This is a genomic window from Paramagnetospirillum magneticum AMB-1 (assembly GCF_000009985.1).
Classification (GTDB): domain Bacteria; phylum Pseudomonadota; class Alphaproteobacteria; order Rhodospirillales; family Magnetospirillaceae; genus Phaeospirillum; species Phaeospirillum magneticum.
Window position 1 is genome coordinate 4,511,916 of sequence record NC_007626.1, and the last position, 25,563, is coordinate 4,537,478.

Annotated in this window: 26 protein-coding genes; 15 read left to right on the plus strand and 11 right to left on the minus strand. The window is 65.9% G+C overall.

What is annotated here, in order from left to right:
- The first annotated feature begins 11 nt into the window (after positions 1-11).
- On the plus strand, positions 12-1,460 hold the full coding sequence (locus AMB_RS20770; protein WP_011386458.1) for a TrkH family potassium uptake protein: 1,449 nt from the start codon (positions 12-14) through the stop codon (positions 1,458-1,460).
- A gap of 7 nt (positions 1,461-1,467) precedes the next feature.
- On the plus strand, positions 1,468-2,916 hold the full coding sequence (locus AMB_RS20775) for a TrkH family potassium uptake protein (protein ID WP_011386459.1): 1,449 nt from the start codon (positions 1,468-1,470) through the stop codon (positions 2,914-2,916).
- A gap of 18 nt (positions 2,917-2,934) precedes the next feature.
- On the opposite strand, the gene AMB_RS20780 is transcribed toward AMB_RS20775, so the two are convergent.
- From AMB_RS20780 to AMB_RS20800, 5 genes are all read right to left on the minus strand, one after another.
- Entirely contained in the window at positions 2,935-3,507 is a 573-nt protein-coding gene (locus tag AMB_RS20780) for a protein phosphatase CheZ (protein ID WP_011386460.1), read from the minus strand.
- Between the two features lie 82 nt (positions 3,508-3,589).
- Complete coding sequence (meaB, locus tag AMB_RS20785; RefSeq protein WP_011386461.1) at positions 3,590-4,579, minus strand: methylmalonyl Co-A mutase-associated GTPase MeaB; 990 nt, start codon at positions 4,577-4,579, stop codon at positions 3,590-3,592.
- 8 nt (positions 4,580-4,587) lie between these two features.
- The gene (locus tag AMB_RS20790; protein ID WP_043745449.1) at positions 4,588-4,860 is read right to left on the minus strand and encodes a hypothetical protein; all 273 of its coding nucleotides are present in this window, start codon (positions 4,858-4,860) and stop codon (positions 4,588-4,590) included.
- Positions 4,860-5,165, minus strand: coding sequence for a hypothetical protein (locus AMB_RS20795; protein ID WP_043745451.1), 306 nt, complete (start codon positions 5,163-5,165; stop codon positions 4,860-4,862). The genes AMB_RS20790 and AMB_RS20795 overlap by 1 nt, the downstream gene beginning before the upstream one ends.
- Before the next feature lie 23 nt (positions 5,166-5,188).
- Positions 5,189-6,685: a carboxypeptidase M32 gene (locus tag AMB_RS20800; protein ID WP_043745454.1), complete on the minus strand. Its 1,497-nt coding sequence runs from the start codon at positions 6,683-6,685 to the stop codon at positions 5,189-5,191.
- Between the two features lie 107 nt (positions 6,686-6,792).
- Here AMB_RS20800 and elbB point away from each other — a divergent pair, with 107 nt between their 5' ends.
- The 6 genes from elbB to msrB all read left to right on the plus strand — a co-directional run bounded on the left by elbB (position 6,793) and on the right by msrB (position 12,200).
- Positions 6,793-7,461 carry an isoprenoid biosynthesis glyoxalase ElbB gene (gene elbB, locus AMB_RS20805; protein ID WP_011386464.1) on the plus strand — a complete coding sequence of 223 codons (669 nt, stop codon included), beginning with the start codon at positions 6,793-6,795 and terminating at the stop codon, positions 7,459-7,461.
- A gap of 224 nt (positions 7,462-7,685) precedes the next feature.
- A complete protein-coding gene (gene truB, locus AMB_RS20810) occupies positions 7,686-8,621 on the plus strand; it encodes a tRNA pseudouridine(55) synthase TruB (protein ID WP_043745456.1) in 936 nt (311 codons plus the stop codon).
- Between the two features lie 9 nt (positions 8,622-8,630).
- Positions 8,631-8,900, plus strand: coding sequence for a 30S ribosomal protein S15 (gene rpsO / locus AMB_RS20815; RefSeq protein WP_008616454.1), 270 nt, complete (start codon positions 8,631-8,633; stop codon positions 8,898-8,900).
- 170 nt (positions 8,901-9,070) lie between these two features.
- A complete protein-coding gene (gene pnp, locus AMB_RS20820) occupies positions 9,071-11,233 on the plus strand; it encodes a polyribonucleotide nucleotidyltransferase (RefSeq protein WP_011386466.1) in 2,163 nt (720 codons plus the stop codon).
- 159 nt (positions 11,234-11,392) lie between these two features.
- Positions 11,393-11,686, plus strand: coding sequence for a GIY-YIG nuclease family protein (locus AMB_RS20825; RefSeq protein ID WP_043745458.1), 294 nt, complete (start codon positions 11,393-11,395; stop codon positions 11,684-11,686).
- 118 nt (positions 11,687-11,804) lie between these two features.
- Positions 11,805-12,200 (plus strand): peptide-methionine (R)-S-oxide reductase MsrB, encoded by a 396-nt coding sequence (msrB, locus tag AMB_RS20830; RefSeq protein ID WP_197531969.1) that lies wholly within the window; start codon positions 11,805-11,807, stop codon positions 12,198-12,200.
- Here the strand turns inward: msrB and AMB_RS20835 are convergent.
- Positions 12,181-12,408 (minus strand): VF530 family DNA-binding protein, encoded by a 228-nt coding sequence (locus AMB_RS20835; protein ID WP_043745463.1) that lies wholly within the window; start codon positions 12,406-12,408, stop codon positions 12,181-12,183. The two genes, msrB and AMB_RS20835, sit on opposite strands and share 20 nt — an antisense overlap.
- Positions 12,409-12,509: 101 nt before the next feature.
- Between AMB_RS20835 and AMB_RS20840 the strand changes: the two genes are divergently transcribed.
- The 3 genes from AMB_RS20840 (at position 12,510) to mtnA (ending at position 16,330) form a co-directional block, all read left to right on the plus strand.
- Positions 12,510-13,397 (plus strand): S-methyl-5'-thioadenosine phosphorylase, encoded by an 888-nt coding sequence (locus AMB_RS20840; protein WP_011386470.1) that lies wholly within the window; start codon positions 12,510-12,512, stop codon positions 13,395-13,397.
- A gap of 373 nt (positions 13,398-13,770) precedes the next feature.
- Entirely contained in the window at positions 13,771-15,039 is a 1,269-nt protein-coding gene (locus tag AMB_RS20845) for a glycosyltransferase family 4 protein (RefSeq protein ID WP_043745467.1), read from the plus strand.
- 202 nt (positions 15,040-15,241) lie between these two features.
- On the plus strand, positions 15,242-16,330 hold the full coding sequence (mtnA, locus tag AMB_RS20850) for an S-methyl-5-thioribose-1-phosphate isomerase (RefSeq protein ID WP_011386472.1): 1,089 nt from the start codon (positions 15,242-15,244) through the stop codon (positions 16,328-16,330).
- A 127-nt stretch (positions 16,331-16,457) separates the two neighbouring features.
- On the opposite strand, the gene AMB_RS20855 is transcribed toward mtnA, so the two are convergent.
- From AMB_RS20855 to AMB_RS20875, 5 genes are all read right to left on the minus strand, one after another.
- On the minus strand, positions 16,458-17,786 hold the full coding sequence (locus AMB_RS20855) for a DNA recombination protein RmuC (RefSeq protein ID WP_043745470.1): 1,329 nt from the start codon (positions 17,784-17,786) through the stop codon (positions 16,458-16,460).
- 45 nt (positions 17,787-17,831) lie between these two features.
- Entirely contained in the window at positions 17,832-18,386 is a 555-nt protein-coding gene (rsmD, locus tag AMB_RS20860; RefSeq protein WP_011386474.1) for a 16S rRNA (guanine(966)-N(2))-methyltransferase RsmD, read from the minus strand.
- The gene (locus tag AMB_RS20865; protein ID WP_011386475.1) at positions 18,361-19,407 is read right to left on the minus strand and encodes a pseudouridine synthase; all 1,047 of its coding nucleotides are present in this window, start codon (positions 19,405-19,407) and stop codon (positions 18,361-18,363) included. Before AMB_RS20865 ends, rsmD begins: the two co-directional genes overlap by 26 nt.
- Positions 19,404-20,117, minus strand: coding sequence for a gamma-glutamyl-gamma-aminobutyrate hydrolase family protein (locus AMB_RS20870; RefSeq protein ID WP_011386476.1), 714 nt, complete (start codon positions 20,115-20,117; stop codon positions 19,404-19,406). The genes AMB_RS20865 and AMB_RS20870 overlap by 4 nt, the downstream gene beginning before the upstream one ends.
- A gap of 92 nt (positions 20,118-20,209) precedes the next feature.
- Entirely contained in the window at positions 20,210-21,853 is a 1,644-nt protein-coding gene (locus tag AMB_RS20875) for a lactate permease LctP family transporter (RefSeq protein ID WP_043745478.1), read from the minus strand.
- Between the two features lie 201 nt (positions 21,854-22,054).
- Here AMB_RS20875 and AMB_RS20880 point away from each other — a divergent pair, with 201 nt between their 5' ends.
- From AMB_RS20880 to AMB_RS20895, 4 genes are all read left to right on the plus strand, one after another.
- The gene (locus AMB_RS20880) at positions 22,055-22,639 is read left to right on the plus strand and encodes an FCD domain-containing protein (protein WP_231848913.1); all 585 of its coding nucleotides are present in this window, start codon (positions 22,055-22,057) and stop codon (positions 22,637-22,639) included.
- Positions 22,640-22,742: 103 nt separating this feature from the next.
- The gene (locus AMB_RS20885) at positions 22,743-23,492 is read left to right on the plus strand and encodes a (Fe-S)-binding protein (RefSeq protein ID WP_043745482.1); all 750 of its coding nucleotides are present in this window, start codon (positions 22,743-22,745) and stop codon (positions 23,490-23,492) included.
- The gene (locus AMB_RS20890; protein ID WP_011386479.1) at positions 23,482-24,918 is read left to right on the plus strand and encodes a LutB/LldF family L-lactate oxidation iron-sulfur protein; all 1,437 of its coding nucleotides are present in this window, start codon (positions 23,482-23,484) and stop codon (positions 24,916-24,918) included. Before AMB_RS20885 ends, AMB_RS20890 begins: the two co-directional genes overlap by 11 nt.
- Positions 24,911-25,561 carry a LutC/YkgG family protein gene (locus AMB_RS20895; RefSeq protein ID WP_011386480.1) on the plus strand — a complete coding sequence of 217 codons (651 nt, stop codon included), beginning with the start codon at positions 24,911-24,913 and terminating at the stop codon, positions 25,559-25,561. The genes AMB_RS20890 and AMB_RS20895 overlap by 8 nt, the downstream gene beginning before the upstream one ends.
- The last annotated feature ends 2 nt before the right edge of the window (positions 25,562-25,563 follow it).

The following is a 25,563-nucleotide window of genomic DNA, read 5'->3' on the forward strand; positions in this document are numbered from 1 at the left end:
GGACAGATGACTTGATCGACTTTAGGCCGGTTCTCTTCGTCAACGGCTTCCTGCTGCTGGTGCTGGCTTTGGCCATGGGCATTCCGGCCATGGTCGACTTGTCGGCAGGCGACGAGGATTGGAAGGTGTTCGCGGTGTCCGCCATGGTCACCGCCTTCGCCGCCCTGTCTCTGATCTTCGGCACCCGGGCCAAGGGACGCCCGACCCTGTCGGCGCGCCAGGCCTTCATGCTGACCACGCTGGCCTGGATCAGCACGGCGGCATTCGCCGCGCTGCCCTTCGCCTTCGGCAACCTCCACCTCAGCCCCACCGACGCGGTGTTCGAGGCCATGAGCGGGCTGACCACCACCGGGGCCACGGTGATCATCGGCCTCGACCATGCGCCCCGCGGCATCCTGATCTGGCGGGCGCTGCTCAACTGGCTGGGCGGCGAGGGCATCATCATCATGGCCATCGCCATCCTGCCCCTGCTGCGCATCGGCGGCATGCAGGTCTTCCGTATGGAGACCTCGGACAAGACCGAGACCATTAAGCCGCGCATCACCCAGGTGGCCACCTCCATCACCCTGGTCTACGTGGTGTTCACTGTGCTGGCGGCCCTGGCCTTCTGGGCGGCGGGCATGGGGCGCTTCGACGCCGTCTGCCACGCCATGGCCGCCATTTCCACCGGGGGCTTCTCCACCTCGGACACCAAGCTGGCCCATTGGAACACCGCCGTGCAATGGGTGGCGGTGTTCGCCATGATGGTGGGAGGCTCGTCCTTCGTGCTGTGGACCGGCCCCTGGCGGCGCGGGCGTCCGCGCATCGTCGACGACGCCCAGGCCCACTGGTACCTGATGTTCATCGGCACCGCCGCCGGCGTGGTGGCGCTGTGGCAATGGGCGGTCAACGACATGAGCCTGGGCGTGGCCGTGCGACACGCCACCTTCAACGTGGTCTCCACCGTGACCAGCACCGGCTTCGTCTCCACCGATTACGGCACCTGGGGCGGCTTTGCCCATGTGGTGTTCTTCATCCTGGTGTTCATCGGCGGCTGTACCGGCTCCACCGCCGGCGGCGTCAAGATCTTCCGCTGGGAATTGCTGTTCGCCCTGGCCGGCATTCACCTCAAGCGGCTGCTGCACCCCCACGGCATCTTCGTCATTCACTACAACCAACGCCCCATCGCCCCGTCCGTTCTGGATTCGGTGCAGGGCTTCGTGGTGATGTACTTCTTCACCTTCGCCCTGTTCGCCCTGGGCTTGAGCGTGGTGGGCGTCGACTTCATGACGGCGCTGTCGGGTTCGGCCGCCGCCCTCGCTAATGCCGGGCCGGGGATCGGCGAGGTCATCGGCCCCTTCGGCAGCTATCGCCCCCTACCCGACGCGGCCAAGTGGATTCTCGCCGTGGAAATGATGCTGGGCCGCCTGGAACTGTTCACCGTCGCGGTGCTGTTCTCGCGCAGCTATTGGCGGGAGTGACGGCCAGATGATCGACCTTCGCCCCGTCCTGTCCATCGTCGGCGCCCTGGTCTGCATCCTGGCCGCCGCCATGTGGCTGCCGGCCGCCATCGACTTTCGCGACGGACACGAAGAGTGGCGGGTTTTCGCCACCTCGTCGGGATTGACCCTGTTCTTCGGCCTGGCGCTGCTGCTGGGCACCCGCCTCCCGCAGCAGCGGCGCAGCGTCCGCCAGACCTATCTCGCCGCCACCTTCGGGCTCGCGGTGCCGGCCCTGTTCGCTGCGCTGCCCCTGGTCTACGGCCCGTTGCAATTATCGTTCGTCGACGCAGCCTTCGAGGCCACGGCAGGACTGACCACCTCCAGCGCCACGGTAATTCGCGGCCTGGACGTCCTGCCGCGCGGCCTGCTGCTGTGGCGGGCGCTGCTGGGCTGGCTGGGCGGCATCGGCGTGATCGCCCTCGCCATCGCCGTTTTGCCCGACCTGGCGGTGGGCGGCATGCAGATGTTCCGCGTGGAAGTACCCGGCCCCGCCGAACGCGCCACCTCGCGGGGGAGGCGCATCGCGGCGTCCATCCTGGCCGGATATTGCGGCGCGACGGGATTGCTGGCCCTGGCCCTGTGGCTGGCGGGCATGAGCGGATTCGAGGCGCTGGTCCACGCCATGGGCACCATTTCCACCTCGGGCGCGTCGACCTCGGACGCCTCCATCGGCCATTTCGACAGCGGTGCCATTACCGTGCTGATCACCTTCGGCATGGTGCTGGGCGGCATGCCCTTCCTGCTGTTCTTCCATTTCCTGCGCGGCAACCGCAAGGTCGTGCTGCGCGATCACCAACTGCGCTGGTATTTCGCCCTGCTGACCCTGGGTACCCTGGGGGTGTCGGCGTGGCTGGTGAGCTCGCGGGGGCTGGCGCCGCTGGACGCGCTGCGCCATGGTGCGCTGACCGTGGTGTCGGTGATGACCGGAACGGGCCATTTCACCCTGGAATACGGCAATTGGGGCGGCATGCCCGCCGCCATTCTGTTCTTCCTGGCCTTCGTGGGAGGCTGTGCCGGCTCGACCAGCGGCGGCATCAAGGTCTTCCGCTTCCAGTTCCTGTTCGCCGACGCCCTGATGCAGATCCGCCGCCTGCTGCGCCCGCACGCCGTGCTGATCGCCACCTTCAACCGACGGCCCATTCCCGAAGGGGTGCTGGGCTCGGTGATGGGCTTCCTGTTCGTCTACGCGCTGAGCTTCGCCATGCTGTCCATGTCCCTGGCTTTCCTGGGGCTGGACTTCGTCACCGCCGTGTCGGGGGCGGCCTCGGCCCTGGCCAATCTGGGGCCGGGCCTGGGGCCGGAGATCGGCCCCGGCGGCTCCTATGCCGGCCTGCCCGATCTGGCCAAGGGCCTGCTCTGCCTGGGCATGCTGGTGGGGCGACTGGAACTCTTCACCGTGCTGGTGCTGTTCGTGCCAGCGTTCTGGCGGCAGTAGCCGCTGGGCCGAAGAGGCTCAGCCGAACAGCTTGTCGATGGCGTCCTGGCCCAGCATGCGGTCGACATCGGCCTGGCTGACGCCCTGGCCGGGCAGCTGCGGGCCGTGCAGCAGGGCCTTGTCGGGATCGACCTCTTCCTTCTTGATCTCGACGACCACCTTGGTCAGCTCGTCCTTGCCCCAGGTGAGGATGACCGCCTTGATCCGGTCCTCGACGAATTTCAGGGAATTGACGATCTTGGAGATGCGCTGGCCGGTGATGTCCTGGAACGAGCAGGCCTCGAACACCTGATTGACCCGGTCCTCCACCTTGTCGAAGACCTGGGTCAGCGGCTGGTTGTCGACGGCCACGGCGCGGGCCTCGCACATCAGCTCGCTGATGCTCTCCATGCTTTCCATGATGGTGTTGGTGGCGCTTTCCGTGGCGCCGACGATGGCGTCCAACTGCTCGGACATGCTGCCGAAATGGTCGGTGGCGCCGGGCGGATTAAGGGCGGCCAGTTCTGTCCGGATCTTCTGAAGGTGCCCGAACAGCCCCACCAGCTCCCGCTTGAGGAGGCCACTCTCACTGATCGGTGTCCGCATGTTCATTCCGTCGCCTTCATACTGAAGTCAGAGGATAGCCTGTTTATCAGGAATACGCCAAGGCCCATCCCTGTGACTTTAGGTAACGTCAGCCTTGCCCGCGAAAGGTGCGGACCAGAGCCCTGGCGGCCGCGCCTGGGGCCATTCGCCCGCCGGCGACGCCGCGCTCCATATCCGGCAGCATCCGTTCGACCCGGGGATCGTCGCGCAGGGCCTGCAGCAGCGTCTCGGACACCTCGTTCCACATCCAGGCATGGGCCTGGGCGGCGCGGCGGTCGGCCAGGGCGCCGGCCTTGTCCATGGTGTCGCGGTAGGTGGCGATGGTCGACCACACCTCGTCGATGCCCGACCGCGCCAGGGCCGAGCAGGTCAGCACCGGCACGGTCCAATGGGGCGAGGCCGGCGCCAGCAGGTGCAGGGCGTTCTTGTAGTCCCGGGCGGCGCGGGCCGCCGCCGCCGCCAGATCGCCGTCGGCCTTGTTGACGATGATGGCGTCGGCCAGCTCGACGATGCCCTTCTTGATGCCCTGCAGCTCGTCGCCGCCGCCGGGCACCAGGACCAGCAGGAACATGTCGACCATGTCGGCCACCGCCGTCTCGGACTGACCGACGCCCACGGTTTCCACCACGATGACGTCGAAGCCCGCCGCCTCGCAGACCAGCATGGCCTCGCGGGTGCGGCGCGCCACGCCGCCCAGGGTGCAGCCCGAGGGGCTGGGGCGGATGAAGGCGCGGGCGTCGCGGGACAGGTCCTCCATGCGGGTCTTGTCGCCCAGGATGGAACCGCCCGAGCGCGGCGAAGACGGATCGACGGCCAGCACCGCCGGCTTCTTGCCCATCTCCAGCACATGCAGGCCGAAGCTCTCGATGAAGGTGCTCTTGCCCGCTCCCGGCACGCCGGTGATGCCGATGCGCACCGACCGTCCGGTATGGGGCAGCAATTCATGCATCAGCGCCTCGGCCGCCTCGCGGTGGTCGGGCCGGGTGGATTCGATCAGGGTGATGGCACGGGCCAGGGCACGGCGCTCGCCGGCCAGCACACCCTGGCTGAGAGCCTTGGGATCGGGGGAAATGCTCACGTTGCGGGCTATCTCTTCTTGTCGTCGGGCTCTTGGCCCTGGTTGAGAAAGGTGAGGATGGCCATGCTGACCAGCTTGGCCCGGTCCTCGTCCGACAGGGCGTCGAGAATCTTGCGCTTGGCCCGGTGGACCTCCTGGGCGCGCTTCAACAGGGCGGCACGGTCCGAACCGGGTTCGGCCTTGGCCGGGGGCAAGGGCCGGGGAGCGGCAGCCTTGGGCTTTGGCTTCGCCTTGGGCTTGGGCTTTTCCTCGCCGAACAGGGATTTGAGGAAGCCGAACATCACGACCCTCCGCCCAGCAGCGCCTTGCGCGCCACCTGTTCCAGCTTGTCCCGCTCCTCGTCGGACAGTTCGGCCAGCACCGATTGCCGCGCCCGGTGCACCAGCATGGCCGAGCGGATCAGCTGGGCCTTTTCCGGCGGCAGGCGCTTCATGCGTTCCTCGGCCTCGGCCAAAGCGGTGGCGGGGTCGCGCTCCCTGGCCCTGGGCGCGCCCGGATTCGGGCGAGCGGCCGCCTTGGGCGCCGGGCGCTTGAGCGCCTCGCGCGCCCGTTTGTCCAGAACCAGACGGGACAGCCAGCCGAGCATGATCCAATGCTACCCGAAATCCCTCAGCCCAGGTAGCGCCGCCGCAGATGGGTCTCGAACACCGTGGGATCGAGCGGCCGCGCCGTCGCCTGGGTCATCAACTGCCGGGTGGACAGCAGCGAGCCCTTGGAATGGACGTTGGCCCGCAGCCAGCCGAGCAGCGGCCGGAAGTCGCCCCCGGCCAGACCCTTCATCACCGCCGGATCGGCGTGGCAGGCGGCGTCGAACAATTGGGCGGCGGTCATGGCGCCCAGCGTATAGGTGGGGAAATAGCCCCAGGCGCCGCCATACCAGTGAATGTCCTGCAGGCAGCCCAGCCGGTCGTCGGGCGGCGTGATGCCCAGCAGGCGCTGATAGCCCTCGTTCCAGGCGGCGGGCAGGTCCTCCAACTCCATCCGGCCTTCGATCAGCGCCTTTTCCAGGCGATAGCGGATGATGACGTGGGCGGGATAGGTGACCTCGTCGGCCTCGACCCGGATGAACCCCCGGCTGACCTTGATGCCCCGGCGGTAGATGTTGTCGGGCTCCCAGGCCGGCCCCTCGGCGCCGAACGTGCTTTTCAGCAGCGGCGAGAGGAAGCCGGCGAACTCCTTGGAGCGGCAGACCTGCATCTCCATGAGCAGCGATTGGGATTCGTGCACCACCATGCCGCGCGCCCGGCCCACCGGCTGAGGGCGCCAATGGCCGGACGGCAGGCCGAACTCGTAGAGCGCGTGGCCGGTCTCGTGCAGCACCCCCATCATGGCCGAGGCGAAATCGTCCTCGTTATAACGGGTGGTGACCCGGATATCGCCGGGATAGCCGCCGCAGAACGGGTGATGGGACACGTCCAGGCGACCGTGGCGGAAGTCGAAGCCCAGCACCTCCATCAGACGGATGCCGAGAGCCTTTTGGCGGTCGGTGGCGAAGGGGCCGTCCGGCTCGATGATCGGCGGGCGGGCGTTCTGGGCGTCCAGAACCTCACCGATGAAGCCGGGCAGGAACGTCTCCAGGTGGTCGAAGACCGGATCGATCTCCGCCGCACGGCCCAGCGGCTCGTACTGGTCGAGCAGGGCGTCGTAGATGGACACGCCCAGGGCCTCGGCCTTGACGTGCCCCACCTCGCGCACCAGCCCCAGCAGCACCTTCAGGGCGGGCAGCACCGCCTTGAAATCCCCCGCCGGGCGGGCCTGGCGCCAGACCATCTCGCAGGCGGATTCGGCCCGCGCCTGGGCCTCCACCAGATCGGCGGGCAGAGCGCTGGCATGAATCCAGTCGCGGCGCATCTCGCGCAGATTGGCCGCCTGCCAGGCATCCAGCGGCTCGGCCGCCGCGCGATCGAGCAATTCGCCCATGTCCGGCGCGGTGATCTGTTCGTGATTGATGCCGCGCAGGGTCGCCACCTGCTCGGCCCGCATCTCGGCGGCACCTTCGGGCATCATGGTCGCCATGTCCCAGGACAGCACCGACAGCGCCTCGGCGACGGAGTTCATCTTGCGGAAGCGGGCTTCCAGGGTGGCATAGGCCGGATTGGTGCTCATGGGACTCACTTGGTATCGACGGGTGAGGGAACGATAGACCATGGCCCTTGCTTCGGGGAATCGTATAATCGCCCGAGTTTTCCCCAGCCGAGGATAAGGAACACGCCATGACCGCCAAACCCCGCTTCGCCGTCGTCCTGTCCGGCTGCGGCGTCTATGACGGCGCCGAAATTCACGAGGCCGTGCTGACCCTGCTGGCCATCGACCGGCTGGGCGGCGCGTATCAGTGCTTCGCCCCCGACCGCGCCCAGATGCATGTGGTCAACCACCTCACCGGCCAGGAAGCCGCCGGCGAAAGCCGCAACGTGCTGGTGGAGGCGGCGCGCATCGCACGCGGCGCCATCAAGCCGCTGACCGCGTTCAGCCCGGCGGATTTCGACGCCATGATCTTCCCCGGCGGCTTCGGCGCCGCCAAGAACCTCTGCACCTTCGCCACCCAGGGGGCCGAGTGCACCGTCGATCCCGACACCGAGGCGGCGGTCAAGGCCATGGCGGCGGCGGCCAAGCCCATGGGCGCCCTGTGCATCGCCCCGGCCCTGATGGCCAGGATCTTCGGCAACGGCATCGACGTCACCATCGGCAATGACGACGGCACCGCCAAGGCCATCGAGGCCATGGGCGCCAAGCACACCCAGGCCGCCCATGGCGGCGTGGTGGTGGACAAGGCCCGCAAGGTGGTGACCTCGCCCTGTTACATGCTGGACTCCTCCATCTCCCAGATCGCCGACGGTGCCGAGAACACGGTCAAGGCCCTGCTGACCCTGATGGGGCGCTGAGAGATTCCCAGCGGGGCTTCCGCCCCGGCCCCGACCGGGAGGAATGCCTCCCGGACCCGCCCTTGTTTTTGAAAATGAATGGGGTTTGGGGCCTAAGGCCCCGTGCAGCCCCGACGGGGCAAACGACGCACCGCAAGGTGCGGTCCCGTAGGGACGAACGAAGTGAGCAAGCAGGTCCGGGCGGCAGCCCGATCACCCCCGACGCAGGAAGGACACCCCGCCTCATGGCCCGCAAGCGCAAGGGCGATCCCGTCAACGGCTGGCTGGCCATCGACAAGCCGCTGGGCATCGGCTCCACCCAGGTGGTGGCCAAGGTCAAGCGCCTGCTCAACGCCGCCAAGGTCGGCCACGGCGGCACGCTGGACCCGCTGGCGTCGGGTATTCTGCCCATCGCCCTGGGCGAGGCCACCAAGACGGTGCAATACGTCATGGACGGGTCCAAGACTTACCGTTTCCAGGTGCGCTGGGGCGAGGCCACCGCCAGTTGCGACCGGGAATCCGAGGTGATCGAGACCTCGCCCCATCGCCCCACGGCCGAGGCCATCGCCGCCGCCCTGCCCGCCTTCCTGGGCGAGATCGACCAGATCCCGCCAGCCTATTCCGCCATCAAGATCGACGGCCAGCGCGCCTACGACCTGGCCCGCGCCGGGGAAGAGGTGGAGATCAAGCCCCGCCGTGTCGCCATCAAAAGCTTCACCCTGCTGGGCCAGCCCGACGCCGACCACGCCGATTTCGAGGTCCATTGCGGCAAGGGCACCTATGTGCGCTCCCTGGCCCGGGACCTGTCCCTGGCGCTGGGCACCGTGGGCCATGTCTCGGTGCTGCGCCGCATCGCCTGCGGCCCATTCAACGAGCAAAACGCGATTTCCCTTGAATCCCTGGAGGACTTGAGTCAAGTTCCCGCCCCTTGGACCTTTCTGCTTCCCATCGAGACCGCGCTGGACGACATCCCGGCACTGGCCCTGACGGAAAGCGAGGCCCGCCGCCTCCAGAGCGGTAATCCCGTGTCAATCTCGCACGTGGTTTCCCGACATCCGCAGGCTGAACTCGCCGAAGGCACAGTGTGCCGGGCGATGCAGGCAGAGCGGTTGGTGGCGTTGGTTCGCATCGAAAGCGGCGAAATCCGTCCGGTGCGGGTCATGAATCTCACCGAAGAATAGGAGTAGACGATGTCGATCACTGCTGAGCGTACCCAGGAACTCGTCAAGGAATACGCGACCAAGGAAGGTGACACCGGCTCCGCCGAGGTCCAGGTCGCCATTCTGTCGGAGCGCATCCGCAACCTGACCGAGCACCTGAAGTCTCACAAGAAGGATTTCCACTCGCGCCGCGGCCTGCTGATCATGGTTGGCCAGCGTCGTCGCATGCTCGACTACCTGAAGGCCAAGGACAACAAGCGCTACGAGGGCCTGATTGGCCGCCTCGGTCTGCGCAAGTAATCCTGACCGACAGACATACGAAGGCCGGGCGTCGCCTGGAATGCACCCGCGCGGGGATGGCTCCGCGCGGGTGACCGTATTTGAGCCGTTTGAAAGTGGCCGATACGAGAAATTGACGCCGGGACCGACCGCAATCCGGCGGCGGTCCTAAACATAAGGAAGCGACTTACATGTCCATGTTCAATGTCCACCGCAAGGAAATCACCTGGGGCGGCCGCAAGCTGGTTCTGGAGACCGGCAAGGTCGCCCGTCAGGCCGACGGCGCCGTGATGGTCACCTATGGCGAAACCTCGGTGCTGTGCACCGTGGTGGGCGCCAAGAGCCAGAAGCCCGGCATCGACTTCTTCCCCCTGACGGTGAACTACCAGGAGAAGGCCTTTGCCGCGGGCAAGATCCCCGGTGGCTTCTTCAAGCGCGAAGGCCGTCCGAGCGAGAAGGAGACCCTGGTCTCCCGCCTGATCGACCGCCCGATCCGCCCGCTGTTCGCCGATGGCTTCCGCAATGAAGTGCAGGTGGTCTGCACCGTGCTGAGCCACGACCTCGAGAACGATCCCGACATCGCCGCCCTGGTCGGCACCTCGGCCGCCCTGACCATTTCCGGCCTGCCCTTCATGGGCCCGGTGGGCGCGGCCCGCGTCGGCTATGTGGACGGCGCCTATGTGCTGAACCCGCTGGTCGGCGATCTGCCCAAGAGCGAGCTGGACCTGGTGGTCGCCGGCACCGTCGAAGGCGTGCTGATGGTCGAATCCGAAGCCAAGCAGTTGTCGGAAGACGTCATGCTGGGCGCCGTGATGTTCGGCCACCGCGAGTTCCAGGCGGTGATCCAGGCGATCATCGATCTGGCCGAGGAATGCGCCAAGGACCCGTGGGACCTGCCCGAGCCCCCCGCCGAGGTGGCGGTGGTCACCGGTAAGTTCAACGACGCGGGCGTCCCCGCCGAACTGGCCGAAGCCTATAAGATCATCAAGAAGCAGGACCGTTACGCCGCCGTCGGCGCCGTGAAGAAGAAGGCCCTGGCCCTGTTGACCGAGGCGGCCGAGATCGCCGTGGCCGGCGGCATCCTGAAGCACCTGGAAGCCGATGTCGTCCGTGGCAACATCCTGAAGACCGGCGTGCGCATCGACGGCCGCGACACCAAGACCGTCCGCGCCATCGAGGTCGAGGTCGGCGTTCTGCCCCGCGCCCACGGTTCCGCCCTGTTCACCCGCGGCGAGACCCAGGCCCTGGTGGTCGCCACTCTGGGCACCGGCCAGGACGAGCAGATCATCGACCAGCTGGCGGGCGAGTACCGCGAGCACTTCATGCTGCACTACAACTTCCCTCCCTACTCGGTGGGTGAAGCCGGCCGCATGGGTTCGCCCGGCCGCCGCGAGATCGGCCACGGCAAGCTGGCCTGGCGCGCCATGCGTCCCTGCCTGCCGGCCAAGGAGAGCTTCCCCTACACCATGCGCGTGGTGTCGGAGATCACCGAGTCCAACGGCTCGTCGTCCATGGCCTCGGTCTGCGGTTCGTCCCTGGCCCTGATGGATGCCGGCGTGCCCCTGCCCAAGCCGGTGGCGGGTATCGCCATGGGTCTGATCAAGGAAGGCACCGACTTCGCCGTGCTGTCCGACATCCTGGGTGACGAGGATCACCTGGGCGATATGGACTTCAAGGTGGCCGGCACCGTCGACGGCGTCACCGCCCTGCAGATGGACATCAAGATCACCTCGATCACCGAGGAGATCATGAAGATCGCCCTGGGTCAGGCCAAGGACGGCCGTATCCACATCCTGGGCGAGATGAACAAGGGCCTGGATCACGCCCGTGATTCGGTGTCGGGCAATGCGCCGCGCATCACCACCATCTCCATCCCCAAGGAGAAGATCCGCGAAGTCATCGGCACCGGCGGCAAGGTCATCCGCGAGATCTGCGAGCAGACCGGCGCCAAGATCGACATCGATGACGACGGCACCATCAAGGTCGCCTCGGTGGACGCCGATGCCGCCCAGCGCGCCATCGACTGGATCCGCGGCATCGTCGCCGAGCCCGAGCTGGGTGTGATCTACAACGGCAAGGTCGTGAAGGTCGTCGATTTCGGCGCCTTCGTGAACTTCCTGGGCTCGCGCGATGGCCTGGTCCACATCTCGGAGCTGGCCCGCGAGCGCGTCGCCAAGACCGCCGACGTGGTCAAGCAGGGCGACGTGGTCAAGGTCAAGGTCCTGGGCTTCGACGACCGCGGCAAGGTGAAGCTGTCCATGAAGCAGGTGGATCAGACCACCGGCGAGGACATCTCCGCCCAGCTGGAAGCCGAGCGCGCCGCCTCCAAGCGCGAGCGTCACCACGAGGATTGATCCTCGGATAGGCTTTGAATGAAAAGGCGCGGTTCCGAAAGGGGCCGCGCTTTTTTACTCATAATGTCATCCCGAGCGAAAGCGAGGGATCTCCGCCTGGGCGAGCGTGTCAAAACCGGACAGGGCATGCCAGAATGAGATCCCTCGCTCTCGCTCGGGATGACACCGTTGCAGCGGCACTTCTACGTCTACATGCTGTCGAGCGTATCCGGCGTGCTGTATGTCGGCGTCACCAACGACCTGGCTCGCAGACTGCAGGAGCATCGGAGCGGTATCGCGGACGGATTCACAAAGCGCTATCATTGCCATCGGCTGGTCTGGTTCGAGATGACCGGCGATGTGAACGCCGCCATAGCCCGAGAAAAGCAGATCAAGGGCTGGAGGCGCTCCAAGAAAGAACACCTGATCCGCGAGACGAATCCAGCCTGGGCGGATTTGGCTCAGGATTTCTGAAAACTCTCATCCCGAGCGGATGCGAGGGATCCCCGTTTGGCACGGCGGCGCCGAGCCGGTACCATCGGAGCAGAAAGAGATTCCTCGGCTCCGCCTCGGAATGACAGGGATGGTGACCATGACCGACAAAGTGGTGAAGACCGAAGCCGAGTGGCAGGCGCAACTGAGTCCCGGCCAATACGCCGTGACCCGGCAGAAAGCCACCGAGCGGCCGTTCTCCGGCCAATACGACCACCACTTCCAGCCGGGCAAGTACGCCTGCGTCTGCTGTGGTCAGGAGCTGTTCCTGTCCGAGGCCAAGTTCAATTCCGGCTGCGGCTGGCCCGCCTTCTCCATGCCCGCCGCTCCGCAAGCGGTGACCGAGGAGCGGGACCGCAGCCATGGCATGATCCGTACCGAGGTTCTGTGCTCGCGCTGCGACGCCCATCTCGGGCACGTCTTCGACGACGGGCCGGGACCGACGGGGCTGCGCTACTGCATCAACTCGCTGTCGCTCAAGTTCGAGGCGCCGTAAGCTTCAGGTAAAGCTCTTCCACCTTCTGCCGCGCCCAGGGGGTCTGGCGCAGGAATTTCAGGCTCGACTTGATGCTGGGATTGTTGAAGAAGCATTGCAGATTGATCTGCTGGCACAGCCCGGCCCAGCCGTAATGGCGGACCAGGGTGGTCAGCACGGTTTCCAGCGTGATGCCGTGAAGGGGGTTCTTGGGCTGCGGTCCGGTCATGGCCGCAGCATAATGCGGCCGAGGCACATCCGTCCAATTGCATCCGCGACGATTTTGTCCTAACACCACCCCATGATCATCGTGGCGAAAGGGCCCTTTCCATGGCGGACGGACATTCCACTCCCGTGCTCGGCATCATCGGCGGTTCGGGCGTCTATGACATCGACGGGCTGACCAGCAAGGAATGGCGCCGGGTGGAAAGCCCGTTCGGCCCCACCTCGGACGAGTTCCTGTTCGGCGAGCTGAATGGCCAGAAGCTGGTCTTCCTGCCCCGCCACGGGCGCGGCCACCGCATTCCTCCGTCGGAACTGAACTTCCGCGCCAATATCGACGCCATGAAGCGGGCCGGCGTCACCGAGATTCTGTCGGTCTCGGCGGTGGGCTCGCTCAAGGAAGAGCTGCCGCCCGGCACCTTCGTCATCGTCGACCAGTTCATCGACCGCACCTTCGCGCGGACCAAGAGCTTCTTCGAAAGCGGCCTGGTGGCCCATATCTCCATGGCGCATCCGGTCTGCGGCCGCCTGGGCGATCTGGTGGAAGCCGCCGCCAGGGAGGCCGGCATCATCGCGGTGCGGGGCGGCACCTATTTGGTCATGGAAGGCCCGCAATTCTCCACCCTGGCCGAGAGCAACCTCTATCGCCAGTGGGGCTGCGACGTCATCGGCATGACCAACATGCCCGAGGCCAAATTGGCCCGCGAGGCCGAGATGTGCTACGCCAGCGTCGCCATGGTCACCGATTACGATTGCTGGCATCCCGACCACGACGCGGTCACCGTGGATGCCATCGTCAAGGTGCTGCTGGCCAATGCCGACCGCGCCCGGTCGCTGGTCAAAGCCGTCACCCCAAAGGTCTCGGGCCGCAACAGCCCCTGCGCCAAGGGCTGCCACACCGCGCTCGACAACGCCATCATCACCCATGGCGAGGTCCGCGACCCGGCGGTGGTCGGCAAGCTCGACGCCGTGGCGGGACGGGTGCTGAAGGGCTAGTGTTTTCGAATAGCCCATGAGCCAAGGCCCTTCGCCCGACGCCGTTCTTTGCCGGTTGAGGGGTCCGGGCGACCCCGGCGCCCGACATTGAAAGTCCGGGCACCTTCCAATGCCGGGGCGCCGATCCCTTCCGGACCGTGGCGATATCCTCGGGCCAACCGGCACAGCCGGACTGGTGCCGGTCGACCTCAGGACCGGCGAGAACAGCCGCCACCCCCCCGACGATCACGTCCCGCCAATCCGAGACGGATGGCCCATCCATCTTGGAAATGCTGGTTTACGCATGCTTCAAATTGGCGTATCCCCTTAATATAGGGGGTGGACGGCCAAGCCGCGCCACGTGGAAAATTTCAGAGAAATTGGAGTTTCCCTGGTGAAAAAGGTCGTGATTCCGTGGCGATTGCCATCTTACAAGAGGCTTAACGGCTACCATCCCTTAATTTCCAGCTACGTTGAGAGTGCGCCCGAGGACGTAGTCTTCTCATTTGCTGAAGACGCCGGAATAACGCAGGCCTCTCTGGCGGAGGTTGCCACAAACCTCATAAGAATCGGTTGCAAGCTTGGACAGACACCAAATTTCAACCTCGGCAAACACGATACCTCTGTAAGTGAGTTTTGCAAGATCAGCGACCTGGAGTCGCAGGCTCGAATTGAGACGGCGGCGACGACGGCGGACATTATATTTCATCATACCGCCCCGCTACATCTTGGCACAAAGCCATTCATTCTGCATTTTGAGAGCATTACGCCACTATTCATCCCTTTTATTTATCATGGGTCGACGTGGGACATTGACATCAAGTCGCTGCCATTTTTTCACTACATAAAGCAACTCCTTGAAAGCGACATGTGTCGGGGAATATTTACGCACGTCAAGAGCAGCTATGATGTATTCTTGAGGCTATTTGATAGCTGTGTCATTGCCGACAAGACCAGATACATTACATTGGGCGTCAGCGCGCCGGAACAGTTCGACAAGCGAATTTCAGATAAGATCGATAGTCAGTCCCGCGACCGACTAAACATCGTCTTCACCAACTCGTTCCAAAACTCCGCCGCCGGCTTCTTCGTTCGCGGCGGCTGGGAGGTCTTGAAAGCATTCCAGGCCCTTCGCGCGACCCACCCCCATGCCACCCTGACGATCCTGTCGGCGCGCACACAGGATGTGGACTTCATGGAAACAGGCCGCCACCACGAAGGCGTCACCTGGCTTGATCAGGGGATCGAGGACCAGCAACTATTCGAACTTTTGGCGGATGCCGATATCTTCATGCTGCCGGCGGCGGGATTGCACAGCTACTCCGTCCTGCGAGCGATGAGATTTGGCGCGGTCCTCATTTGCTCTGACGCTCCCGGATATGAGGAGTACGTGACCGATAACGTCAATGCCGTGGTCATCAGTGGGCGACGCAGCCAAATCTATCAAATCGATCCATCGACGGGCTGGATGCGCGACAATTACCAGTCGGCCTTTTCCCTTAACCGGGAGATTATCGCAGACCTGACCAATGTGCTGGTCCGTCTGGCGGACAACCCCGATGAGCGCCGCCGCTTGGGCCGTCAGGCGCTGATGGACGTGAGGAATAAGTATCGGCTGGAGCCCTGGGTCCGGGAGATCAGCCGAATTATTGCATCAGCGTGAGTGCAGCGGCCACTTTGACCCAGCCCCGCTTGGCTCGCGGCCGAATGCCGCATCGGCCGGCGCCTCCCGGATAGGCCGCTCATCCGCCCTGCGGCGAGCCCTGCCGCAGGACCATCGCAATTGCCTCTCTGGGTCGGAGCATCCGATTGCTCCGTTCGGCGGCATCCCTTAGAGTGCCGCCGTTTCCCCTGGAGAGCGCCCCATGAAGATCAACGGCACCCCCTACCGCACCATCTGGCTGGCCAAGGATGGCAGGACGGTCGAGATCATCGACCAGACCCGCCTGCCCCACGAATTCGTGGTGGTGCCACTGGCCAGCCTGGAGGATGCCGCCAAATCCATCAAGGACATGTGGGTACGGGGCGCGCCGCTGATCGGCGCCACCGCCGCCTACGGCATGGCCCTGGCCACCCTGGCCGATGCCTCCGACGCCGGGCTGGAGCGGGCCTATCAGGTGCTGCACGCCACCAGGCCCACCGCCATCAACCTGAAATGGGCCCTGGACGAGATGATCGCGGCCTTGACCCCGCTGCCCGTGCCGGAGCGCAGTGCCGCCGCCTATGCCCGCGCCGCCGAGATCTGCGACGAGGATTCGGCCCAGAACGCCGCGCTGGGCGAGCATGGCGCGGCCATCATCGCCGCCCATCACAAGGCCAAGAACCGCACCATCAACATCCTCACCCACTGCAATGCCGGCTGGCTGGCCACGGTGGATTGGGGCACGGCGCTGGCCCCCATCTACAAGGCCTTCGACGCCGGCATTCCGCTGCATGTCTGGGTGGACGAGACCCGGCCGCGCAACCAGGGCGCCAGCCTGACGGCGCGTGAGCTGAACTGGCACGGCGTGCCCCATACGGTGATCGCCGACAACACCGGCGGCCACCTGATGCAGCACGGCATGGTCGATCTGTGCATCGTCGGCACCGACCGCACCACCCGCAACGGCGACGTCTGCAACAAGATCGGCACCTACCTGAAGGCCCTGGCCGCCAAGGACAACAACGTGCCCTTCTATGTGGGCCTGCCCAGCCCGACCATCGACTGGAATGTGGCCGACGGGGTCAAGGAGATCCCCATCGAGGAGCGGTCCGACCGCGAGCAGACCCACATCTTCGGCAAGACCGAAGACGGCGTGGTGCGCGAGGTGCAGGTCACCCCCGACGGCTCGCCCGCCGTCAATTACGGCTTTGACGTCACGCCAGCCCGTCTGGTCACCGGACTGATCACCGAGCGCGGCGTGTGCGAGGCCTCGCCGGAGGGACTGAAGGGGCTGTTCCCCGAGCGGGCATAAAAGACCTGGGCTGCCGCCCAGACCCGCCTGGAGGCCGAACCTCCAGACCACCCTTTGTTTCAATAAGCTGGAGGGCTCGGGAGGCTGTGCCTCCCGACTGGGGATCGGGGCGAGAGCCCCGAATGCCTCACTCGTCCTCGCCCGTATCGTCGATGGTGGTGGCGCCCAGGGCCAGCAGAGCCTCGACCCCGGCATCGGGGATGGCCTCGACCTTACGCAATTGCCGGTCGATGGCACGTTTGCGCACCGCCACGTCGTCGATGGTCTTGGAGGCCTCCTGAAGCTTCTTCTGCACCTTGTCGAGCACGTCGCCGTACTTGCCGAACTCGGTCTTGACCGCGCCCAGAATCTCCCAGACCTCGGATGACCGCTTCTCGATGGCCATGGTCTTGAAGCCCATCTGGATGGCGTTGAGGATGGCGCCCAGGGTGGTCGGCCCGGCGGCGATGACCTTGTAGTCGCGCTGGATCAAGTCCACCAGACCGGGGCGGCGCAGCACTTCGGCATACAGGCCTTCGGTGGGCAGGAACAGGATGGCGAAGTCGGTGGTGGTGGGCGGATTGACGTATTTGTCGCGGATGTCGCGGGCAAAGCTCTTGACCCTGGTCTCCAGCCCCTTGGCGGCGGCCTCGACGGCATCGGGGTCGGCGCGCTCCACGGCCAGTTGCAGCCGCTCGTAATCCTCGTTGGGGAATTTGGAATCGATAGGCAGCAGCACTTCCGGCTCGTCGTCGCCCTTGCCCGGCAGGCGGATGGCGAAGTCGACGCGCTCCAGGCTGCCCTTCTTGCAATTGGCCTCGCGCATGTACTGGTCGGCGCGGAAGATCTGTTCCAGCAGGGCGCCCAACTGCACCTCGCCCCAGGTTCCGCGGGTCTTGACGTTGGTCAGCACCCGCTTCAGGTCGCCGACGCCGCTGGCCAGGCTTTGCATCTCGCCCAGGCCCTTGTGCACCTGTTCCAGCCGATCGCTGACCAGCTTGAAGGACTCGCCCAGGCGCTTTTCCAAAGTACCCTGCAGCTTCTCGTCCACGGTCTGGCGCATCTGTTCCAGCTTCTGGGTGTTCTCGCCGCGCAGCTTTTCCAGATGTTCGGAGACCACCCGGGTCTGTTCCGCCACGGTCTTGCCGATGCCTTCGCCCAACTGCTTGATGCCGCCCAGCACCTCTTCGCGCAGGGCGCGGGCCTGGGTGGCCTGATCCGAGCGGAACTCGGCCAGCTTGGTCTCCACCAGGATGCGCAGTTCGGTGTGGTTCTTGTCAGCCGAAGCGGCGGAATCGCCCTGGAAGGTGCGGATCATCTCGGCGGTCTCGCGCCGGTCCTGGCGGGCCTCGTCACGCAACACCCGCTCTAGCCGGTCGAGGCGCTCGGACAGATCGTCCTTCTTGCGCAGCAGCAGGACCGCCACCCCGATCAGGGCAAGCAGGGAAAGAGCGGCGGAGATCAGGGCAAAATCCATGGCGGCAATCCGAACATTACGGGAACAGTCGCCTTGTAGCACGCATCACGGGCGGCGGTAAACCACGAACACCAGCCGTGCCGCGCCACGCGGGCGCTCGTCCACCGCATCGAAACCGGGCGGAGGCGCAAAGGCCTCGTCGGCGGCCACTTCCACCACTGCCAGGGCGCCGCCTTCCAGCCAGCCCTTGGCGGCCAGACCTTCGAGGCACGGCCCGGCGAGGCCGGAATGATAGGGCGGGTCGAGAAAAGCCAGGGTGCAGGCGTGGGGCGCGGCAGGCGGCTTGGCGGCGTCGGCGCGCAGGACCTTGCTCTCGCCCTCCACCTTCAGAGCCTTGACGTTGGCGTAGATGGCGGCCAGGGGTTGCGCCGCCAGTTCCAGGAAGCAGGCATGGGCCGCGCCGCGCGACAGGGCCTCCAGGCCCAGCGCCCCCGATCCGGCGAAGGCGTCCACCACGCGGGCGCCCTCCATCTCCACCAGATCGGAATGCATCAGGATGTCGAACAGCGCCTGGCGCACCCGATCGGCGGTGGGGCGGGTGTCGCGGCCCGAAGGGGCCTCCAGGCGGCGGCCCTTATGAAGACCGGCGACGATGCGCATCGGGCTTGCCCGCTTGCCGGGCCTCGTAGGGCTTGTCTTTTTTGGCGCTCGCGGCGCGCTTGTCCTCGGCCAGCTTCTGCTTGCGGGCCTTGGCGGCGACGCGCTGTTCCTTTTCGCGCTCGCCCGCCGACTTGGTCTCGGCCTTGGGCTTGAGGACCGCCTTGCCCTCGCCCATCTGCTCGCGCAGCACCTTGCCCGCCACCTCGTCGGCGGCGCCCTCTTCCAGGGTGCCCAGTTGGAACGGGCCATAGGAGACGCGGATCAGGCGCGAGACCGGCCAGCCCAGATATTCCATCACCCGGCGGATTTCGCGGTTCTTGCCCTCGCGCAAGGAAACGCTCAGCCAGGCATTGGCGCCCTGGCGGCGGTCCAGGGTGGCGCTGATGGGACCATAGGCCATGCCGTCGATGGTGATGCCGTTCTCCAGCCGGGCCAGGGCGTCTTCCGACACCTCGCCGTGGACGCGCACCCGATAGCGCCGCAGCCAGGCATTGGAAGGCAGCTCCAGCTTGCGGGCCAACTCGCCGTCATTGGTCAGCAGCAGCAGGCCTTCGGAATTGAGGTCGAGCCGTCCCACCGAGATCACCCGGGGCATACCCTCGGGCAGATGGTCGAACACCGTCGGTCGCCCCTCGGGGTCCTTGTGGGTGGTGACCAGACCGGCCGGCTTGTGGTAACGCCACAGCCGGGTCTTTTCCGGCTCGGACAGGGGAATGCCGTCGACGATGACGATGTCGCCCGGCCCGACCACGCAGGCGGGAGAACTCAGGCGATGGCCGTTGACGGTGACGCGGCCGTCCTCGATCCAGCGTTCGGCCTCGCGCCGCGAGCACAAGCCCGCACGGGCCAGCCGCTTGGCGATGCGCTCGCCTTCGCTTTTTGTTTGCCCCTCAGACACCGGGCGGTCGCCCTCGCTCCCTTGGCTCCTCCGCTGCGCTCCGGGCGCCTCAGTGGCGCCGCGCTTCGGCTTCGCCTCGCTCGAAGTTTGTCCCTCGGACGCCGGGCGGTCGGTCTTGCTCATCGGCATGCTCCTACAAAGGCGCGCAGCAGGGCCGAATCCGCCGGGCTGATGTCATATTCGGGGTGCCATTGCACCCCGATGCAGAACGTCCGTCCCGCTGCCTCGATCCCCTCGATCACCCCGTCGGGGGCGATGGCGTTGACCACACAGCCGGGCGCCACCATGCGCACCGCCTGATGATGGGCCGAGTTCACCGGGATGCGGGTCTCGCCCACGATTTCGGCCAGCCGGGTCCCCGAGGCGATCTCCACCCAATGTCCGGGCTCGGAACGGGGAGTGGGCTGCTCGTGGGACAGGGCGCCGTTCACCTCGTCGGGAATGTGCTGGATCAGGGTTCCGCCCAGGGCGACGTTCAGCAATTGCTGCCCGCCGCAGATGCCAAGAATGGGCATGTCGCGCTCCAGCGCGCCCCGCACCATGGCCAACTCGAACTCGGTCCGCCCCCGCTTCAGCACCAGGCCGGCGCGGGCTTCGGCGCCGAACAGGGCGGGGTCGATGTCGAAGGCCCCGCCGGTGACCACCAATCCGTCGATGCGGTCGAGGAACGAGGCGGCCAGCCGGGGCTCGTGCGGCAGCAGCACCGGCAGACCGCCGGCGCGGGCCACCGTCTCGGCGTAATTGCGGCGGAGCGCGTACCACGGCATGCGGGAATAGCCGCCGGGTTCCTCGCTGTCGAGGGTAATGCCGATCAGAGGGGGCGAAAAGCTCATGAGGCCTTCTATACCCCCCCGGGGCCAAAGAAGAAAGGCCCGGGCGAAACCGCCCGGGCCAGTTTGTCCGGCATCAGGGGGATGCGGGAGGGTTACGGAATCATCCAGGTCAGGACATAGGCCTGAAGCGTGGTGATCACGCCGATGATGCACACGAAGAAGACGCTGTGCTTCAAGGTGAAGCGGAACAGGTTGGCCTCGTGGCCCACCAGACCCACGGCGGCGCAGGCCACCGCGATGGACTGGGGCGAGATCATCTTGCCGGTGACGCCGCCGGTGGTGTTGGCGGCAACCATCAGGATGTCGCTGATTCCCAGCTGATGGGCGGTGGTGGCCTGGAGCGCTCCGAACAGGGCGTTGGACGAGGTGTCCGAGCCGGTGAGGAACACGCCCAGCCAGCCCAGGACCGGCGAGAAGAAGGGATAGAAATCGCCGGCGCCGGTCAGCAGCAGGGCCAGGGTGGTGGACAGGCCCGAGGCATTGGCCACATAGGCGAAGGCCAGCACCGTGCCGATGGTGTAGATGGGGCGCTTCAGCTCGTTCAGGGTCTCGCCGAAGGTCTTGAGCCCCTCCGAGCCCTTCATCCCCAGCATGATGATGGTGATGATGGCCGAGATCAGGATGGCGGTGCCGGTGGCCGAGACCAGGTTCAGGGTATAGACGGCGGGCACGGCCTTGGCGGCGGCGACGATCGGCGGCACCTTGGCGACCAGGTTGTGCAGGGCGGGCACTTCCCAGTTGATGTTGGTGAACACCAGCTCGCCGCCCTTGGCGAACATGGCCTTGAAGGGCTTCAGGCTCCACACCGTCACCACGGCGGTGAGGATCAGGAACGGCGCCCAGGCGCGGGCCACCTGACCGGTGGTGTAGTCGTGGGAGTGCTTCTCGTCCTCGCCCTCTTCCTTGAAGCGGAAGATGTTCTTGGGCTGCCAGAACTTGAGGAACACCGTGATGCACACCAGGCTGATCAGCGCCGAGGTGATGTCGGGCAGCTCCGGCCCGATATAGTTGGAGGTGAACCACACGCCGAAGGCGAACGAGCCACCGGCCACCAGGATGGCGGGCCAGGTCTCGCGGACGCCCTTGAAGCCGTCCATGATGAAGATGATCCAGAACGGCACGAACACCGCCAGCAGCGGCAACTGGCGACCGGCCATGGCGCCGATCTTGAAAGCGTCCAGGCCCGAGACCTGACCGGCGACGATGATCGGAATGCCCATGGCGCCAAAGGCCACCGGGGCGGTGTTGGCGATCAGGCACAGGCCGGCGGCGTAAAGCGGGTTGAAGCCCAGGCCCACCAGCAGAGCGGCAGTGATGGCCACCGGCGCGCCGAAGCCCGCCGCACCCTCCAGGAAGGCGCCGAACGAGAAGCCGATCATCAGCATCTGCAGGCGCTGGTCGGCGGTGATGGACACCACCGAGGAGCGGATGATCTCGAACTGGCCGGTCTTGACCGTGACCTTATACAGGAACACCGCGCCGATGATGATCCAGGCGATGGGCCACAGGCCGAACAGGAAGCCCTGGACGCCCGCCATGACGGCGGCGGCCACCGGCATCTTGTAGAACACGATGGCCACGGCGATGGACAGCAGCACGGTGATGGTGCCGGCCACATGGCCCTTCAGCTTCAGGATCGCCAGGGCGACAAAGAAGAAAATGATCGGAATGGCGGCGATCAGTGACGACAGCCACAGATTCCCGGCCGGGTCGTAGACTTGCATCCAAGCTTGCATGGTGCCTCCCCGAAGGTTCGACCGTGCATCCGCTGAAGATGCCGGTGAGGTGTTGGTGTTGAAGGTTTCTTGAACGTGGTAACATAATTTGACCAAGCGATTAGCGTGGATAACTCGATTCGTCTTCCGATGTAAATGGAAAAGTTGCCATGCCAAAAATCCATGATTGGCTATGACCCAGCACCGGCCTATCCTCATATCATGATGCACGCCGCCCCCCCGTCGCCCCCCGGGACCGCCGCCGAACCGGCGGCCGATCCGCTTGCCCGCCTGCTGCAGGCGCATCCGGAAACGGTCTTCGATTATTTCGAGTTCCGCCGCGTGATGGCCGGCAATGCCGCCGCCCTGGCCGCCGAGCGCGCCACGCCCGAGGATCTGGCCCGGCTGCGCACCTGCATGGAGGCCATGGAAAAGGCCCACGCCCTGGACGACCCCGCCCAGGAGGCCGCCACCGATGCCGAATTCCATCTGGCCATCTACGAGGCCGCCCACAATCTGGTGATGAGTCAGGTGATGCACCGTGTCTTCGACATGCTGAAGATCGGCGTCTTCTATGACCGCATCGACCTTTACCGCCGCCGCGGCGTGCGCGACGCCTTCCTGCGCCAGCATCAGGCCGTCTGGCAGGCCATCGCCGCCGGCAATCCCGAACAGGCCCGAACCATGGCCGAGAGCCACATTAACTCCACCGAGGAAGCCCTGCGCGAGGCGCAATTCGCCAATTCCCGCCGCGACGTCGCCCTGCGCCGCCGGGCCGGTTCGGACCTGACCGGCCGACCCCGCTGATTTTGGCAAAATAATTTTACCACTTTACGCTATTGGTAAGAATGCTGTAACCATGGTGGTGCCGAGGCTCGACCTTCGGCCAAACAACATCGGTGGAACGCCCATGCCCAAGCAGCCTCGCCCGGAAAGCGTCTACTTCTTCGGAACCTGCCTGATCGACCTGTTCTACCCCGAGGCCGGACTGGCCGGGATGGAGCTGCTGCAGCGCGAAGGCCTCAAGGTGGTGTTCCCGCCCAATCAGACTTGCTGCGGCCAGCCCGCCCGCAACAACGGCTACCAGGACGAGGCGCGCAAGGTGGCGCGGCTGCAGATGGATTCCTTCCCCGGCGACTGGCCCATCGTGGTGCCGTCGGGCTCGTGCGCCGGGATGATGAAGACCCATTACCCCGAGATGTTCGAGGGCACCCCCGACCATGACCGCGCCGTCGCTTTTTCGGCGCGGGTGTACGAACTGACCGAGTTCCTGGTGGACGTCCTGGGCGTCAAACTGGTGGACAAGGGCCAGAAGGTGACCATCACCTGGCACCCGTCCTGCCATTCCCAGCGCGAAGCGGGCGTGGTCGAGCAGCCCAAGGCCCTGCTGCGGCAACTGACCAACGTCACCCTGGTGGAGAACCCGCGCGAGAAGGAATGCTGCGGCTTTGGCGGCGCCTTCGCCGTGCGCCAGGCCGAGATCTCGGCGGCCATGGTCACCGACAAGGTGGCCTCCATCGAGGAAACCGGCGCCACCCAGGTGGTGTCGGGCGATTGCGGCTGCCTGATGAACATCACCGGCGCCGCCGAGAAGGCCGCCAAGGGCTTCAAGGGCCGCCACATCGCCGAATTCATCCTGGAGCGCTGCCATGGCCGCTGAAGCAAGCAAGATGGAATTCGGCGCCAAGGCCCATGTGGCGCTGAACGACCCCAAGCTGCGCGCCAATTTCCGCCGCGCCATGGACGGCCTGATGACCAAGCGGGCGGCCCAGTTCGCCGATGAGGCGGAGTGGAATGCCCTGCGCGCCCGGGGCGCGGCGGCGCGCGCCAATGCCTTGGCCAAACTGCCCGAGTTGCTGGAACAGCTCGAAGCCAATTGCCTGCGGAACGGCATCCACGTCCACTGGGCCGAGACCACCGCCGAAGCCAACGCCATCGTGCTGGGCATCCTGGAAGCGGCGGGCGCCAGGACGGTGATCAAGGGCAAGTCCATGGTCACCGAGGAGATGCACCTCAACGCCCATCTGGAAAAGCACGGCATCACGCCGGTGGAATCCGACCTGGGCGAGTACATCATCCAACTGGCGGGCGAGGCGCCCAGCCATATCGTCATGCCCTGCATCCACAAGAACAAGACCGAGATCGCCGAGCTGTTTCACGACAAGATCGAGGGCCAGCCCTATACCGAGAACGTGGACGAGCTGACCGCCGCCGCCCGGGCTGCGCTGCGCGGTGCCTTCGCCGGGGCCGATGCCGGCATCTCGGGCGTCAATTTCGCCGTGGCCGAGACCGGCACCCTGGTGCTGATCGAGAACGAGGGCAACGGGCGCCTCTCCACCACCCTGCCGCCGCTGCACATCGCGGTGACCGGCATCGAGAAGGTGCTGGAAAAGCTCGACGACGTGCCGCCGCTGCTGTCGCTGCTGCCCCGCTCGGCCACCGGCCAGCCCATCACCACCTATGTCAACATGATCTCCTCGCCCCGCAAGGAGGGCGAGAAGGACGGCCCCAAGGCGGTGCATCTGGTGCTGCTGGACAACGGGCGGTCCCGCGTCCACGGCGACACCGAGCTGCGCGACACCCTGCGCTGCATCCGCTGCGCCGCCTGCATGAACCATTGCCCGGTCTATACCAGGGTGGGCGGCCACACCTACACCTTCACCTATCCCGGCCCCATCGGCAAATTGCTGACCCCGCAGATCGAGGGACTGGACTGCGCCGGCGACCAGCCCCACGCCTCGACCCTGTGCCGGGCCTGCGCCGATGTCTGCCCGGTGCAGATTCCCATTCCCGACCTGCTGGTCCGCCTGCGGACCGAATCGGTGCGGCCCACCCAGGGACAGGCGGTCAAGGGAGCGGGCTCGTCGGCCACCACCTCCGAGACCCTGGGATGGAAGGGCTGGACGCTGCTCTACGCCTCGCCCCTGGTCTACCGCATCGGAACAAAGATGCTTGGCTGGTTCGGAAATCTGATGCCGTCCTCGGCCCCCATGCTGAAGCAATGGACGAGCGTGCGCACCAAGCCGAAATTCGCCCCCAAGAGCCTGCACGAACTGGCCCGCGAGAAGGGATACTGCGATGAATAGCCCGCGTGAGCGTATTCTGGCCCGCCTGAAGGCCGCCCCTCAGACGGCCGCGCCACTGCGTCCCGACTGGGCGCCGCCCGCCTATGACGCCTCGGCGCGCAAGGCCAAGTTCAAGGCCATGCTGGAGGCCTCCCACGCAGACGTGCACGAGGTCACCGCCGCCGACTGGCCGCAGCGCCTGAAGACCATCCTGGCCAACAAGGGCGTGGGCAATATGGTCTATGCCCCGGCCACCCCGGCGGGACGGCAACTGGCCGACTCCTGGGCGGGCAGCGGCCCCGAGCTGCTGGCCTATGATCGCCCGGTGGAGGACTTCAAGGAAGTGCTGGTCGCCAAGGCCGATGCCGCCCTGACCACCGCCCGGGGCGGAATTGCCCAGACCGGCTCGCTGGTCCTGTGGCCCACCTCGGACGAGCCCCGGCTGATGAGCCTGCTGCCCCCCATCCACGTGGCCCTGGTGGAGGAGTCCAGCCTGACCGATTCCCTGGCCGAGACCATCCGCGTCCAGGGCTGGGCATCGGGCATGCCCACCAATGCCGTGCTGGTGTCGGGGCCGTCCAAGACCGCCGACATCGAGCAGACCCTGGCCTATGGCGTCCATGGCCCCAAGGAACTGATCGTCCTGCTGATCGGGAAAGACTGAAA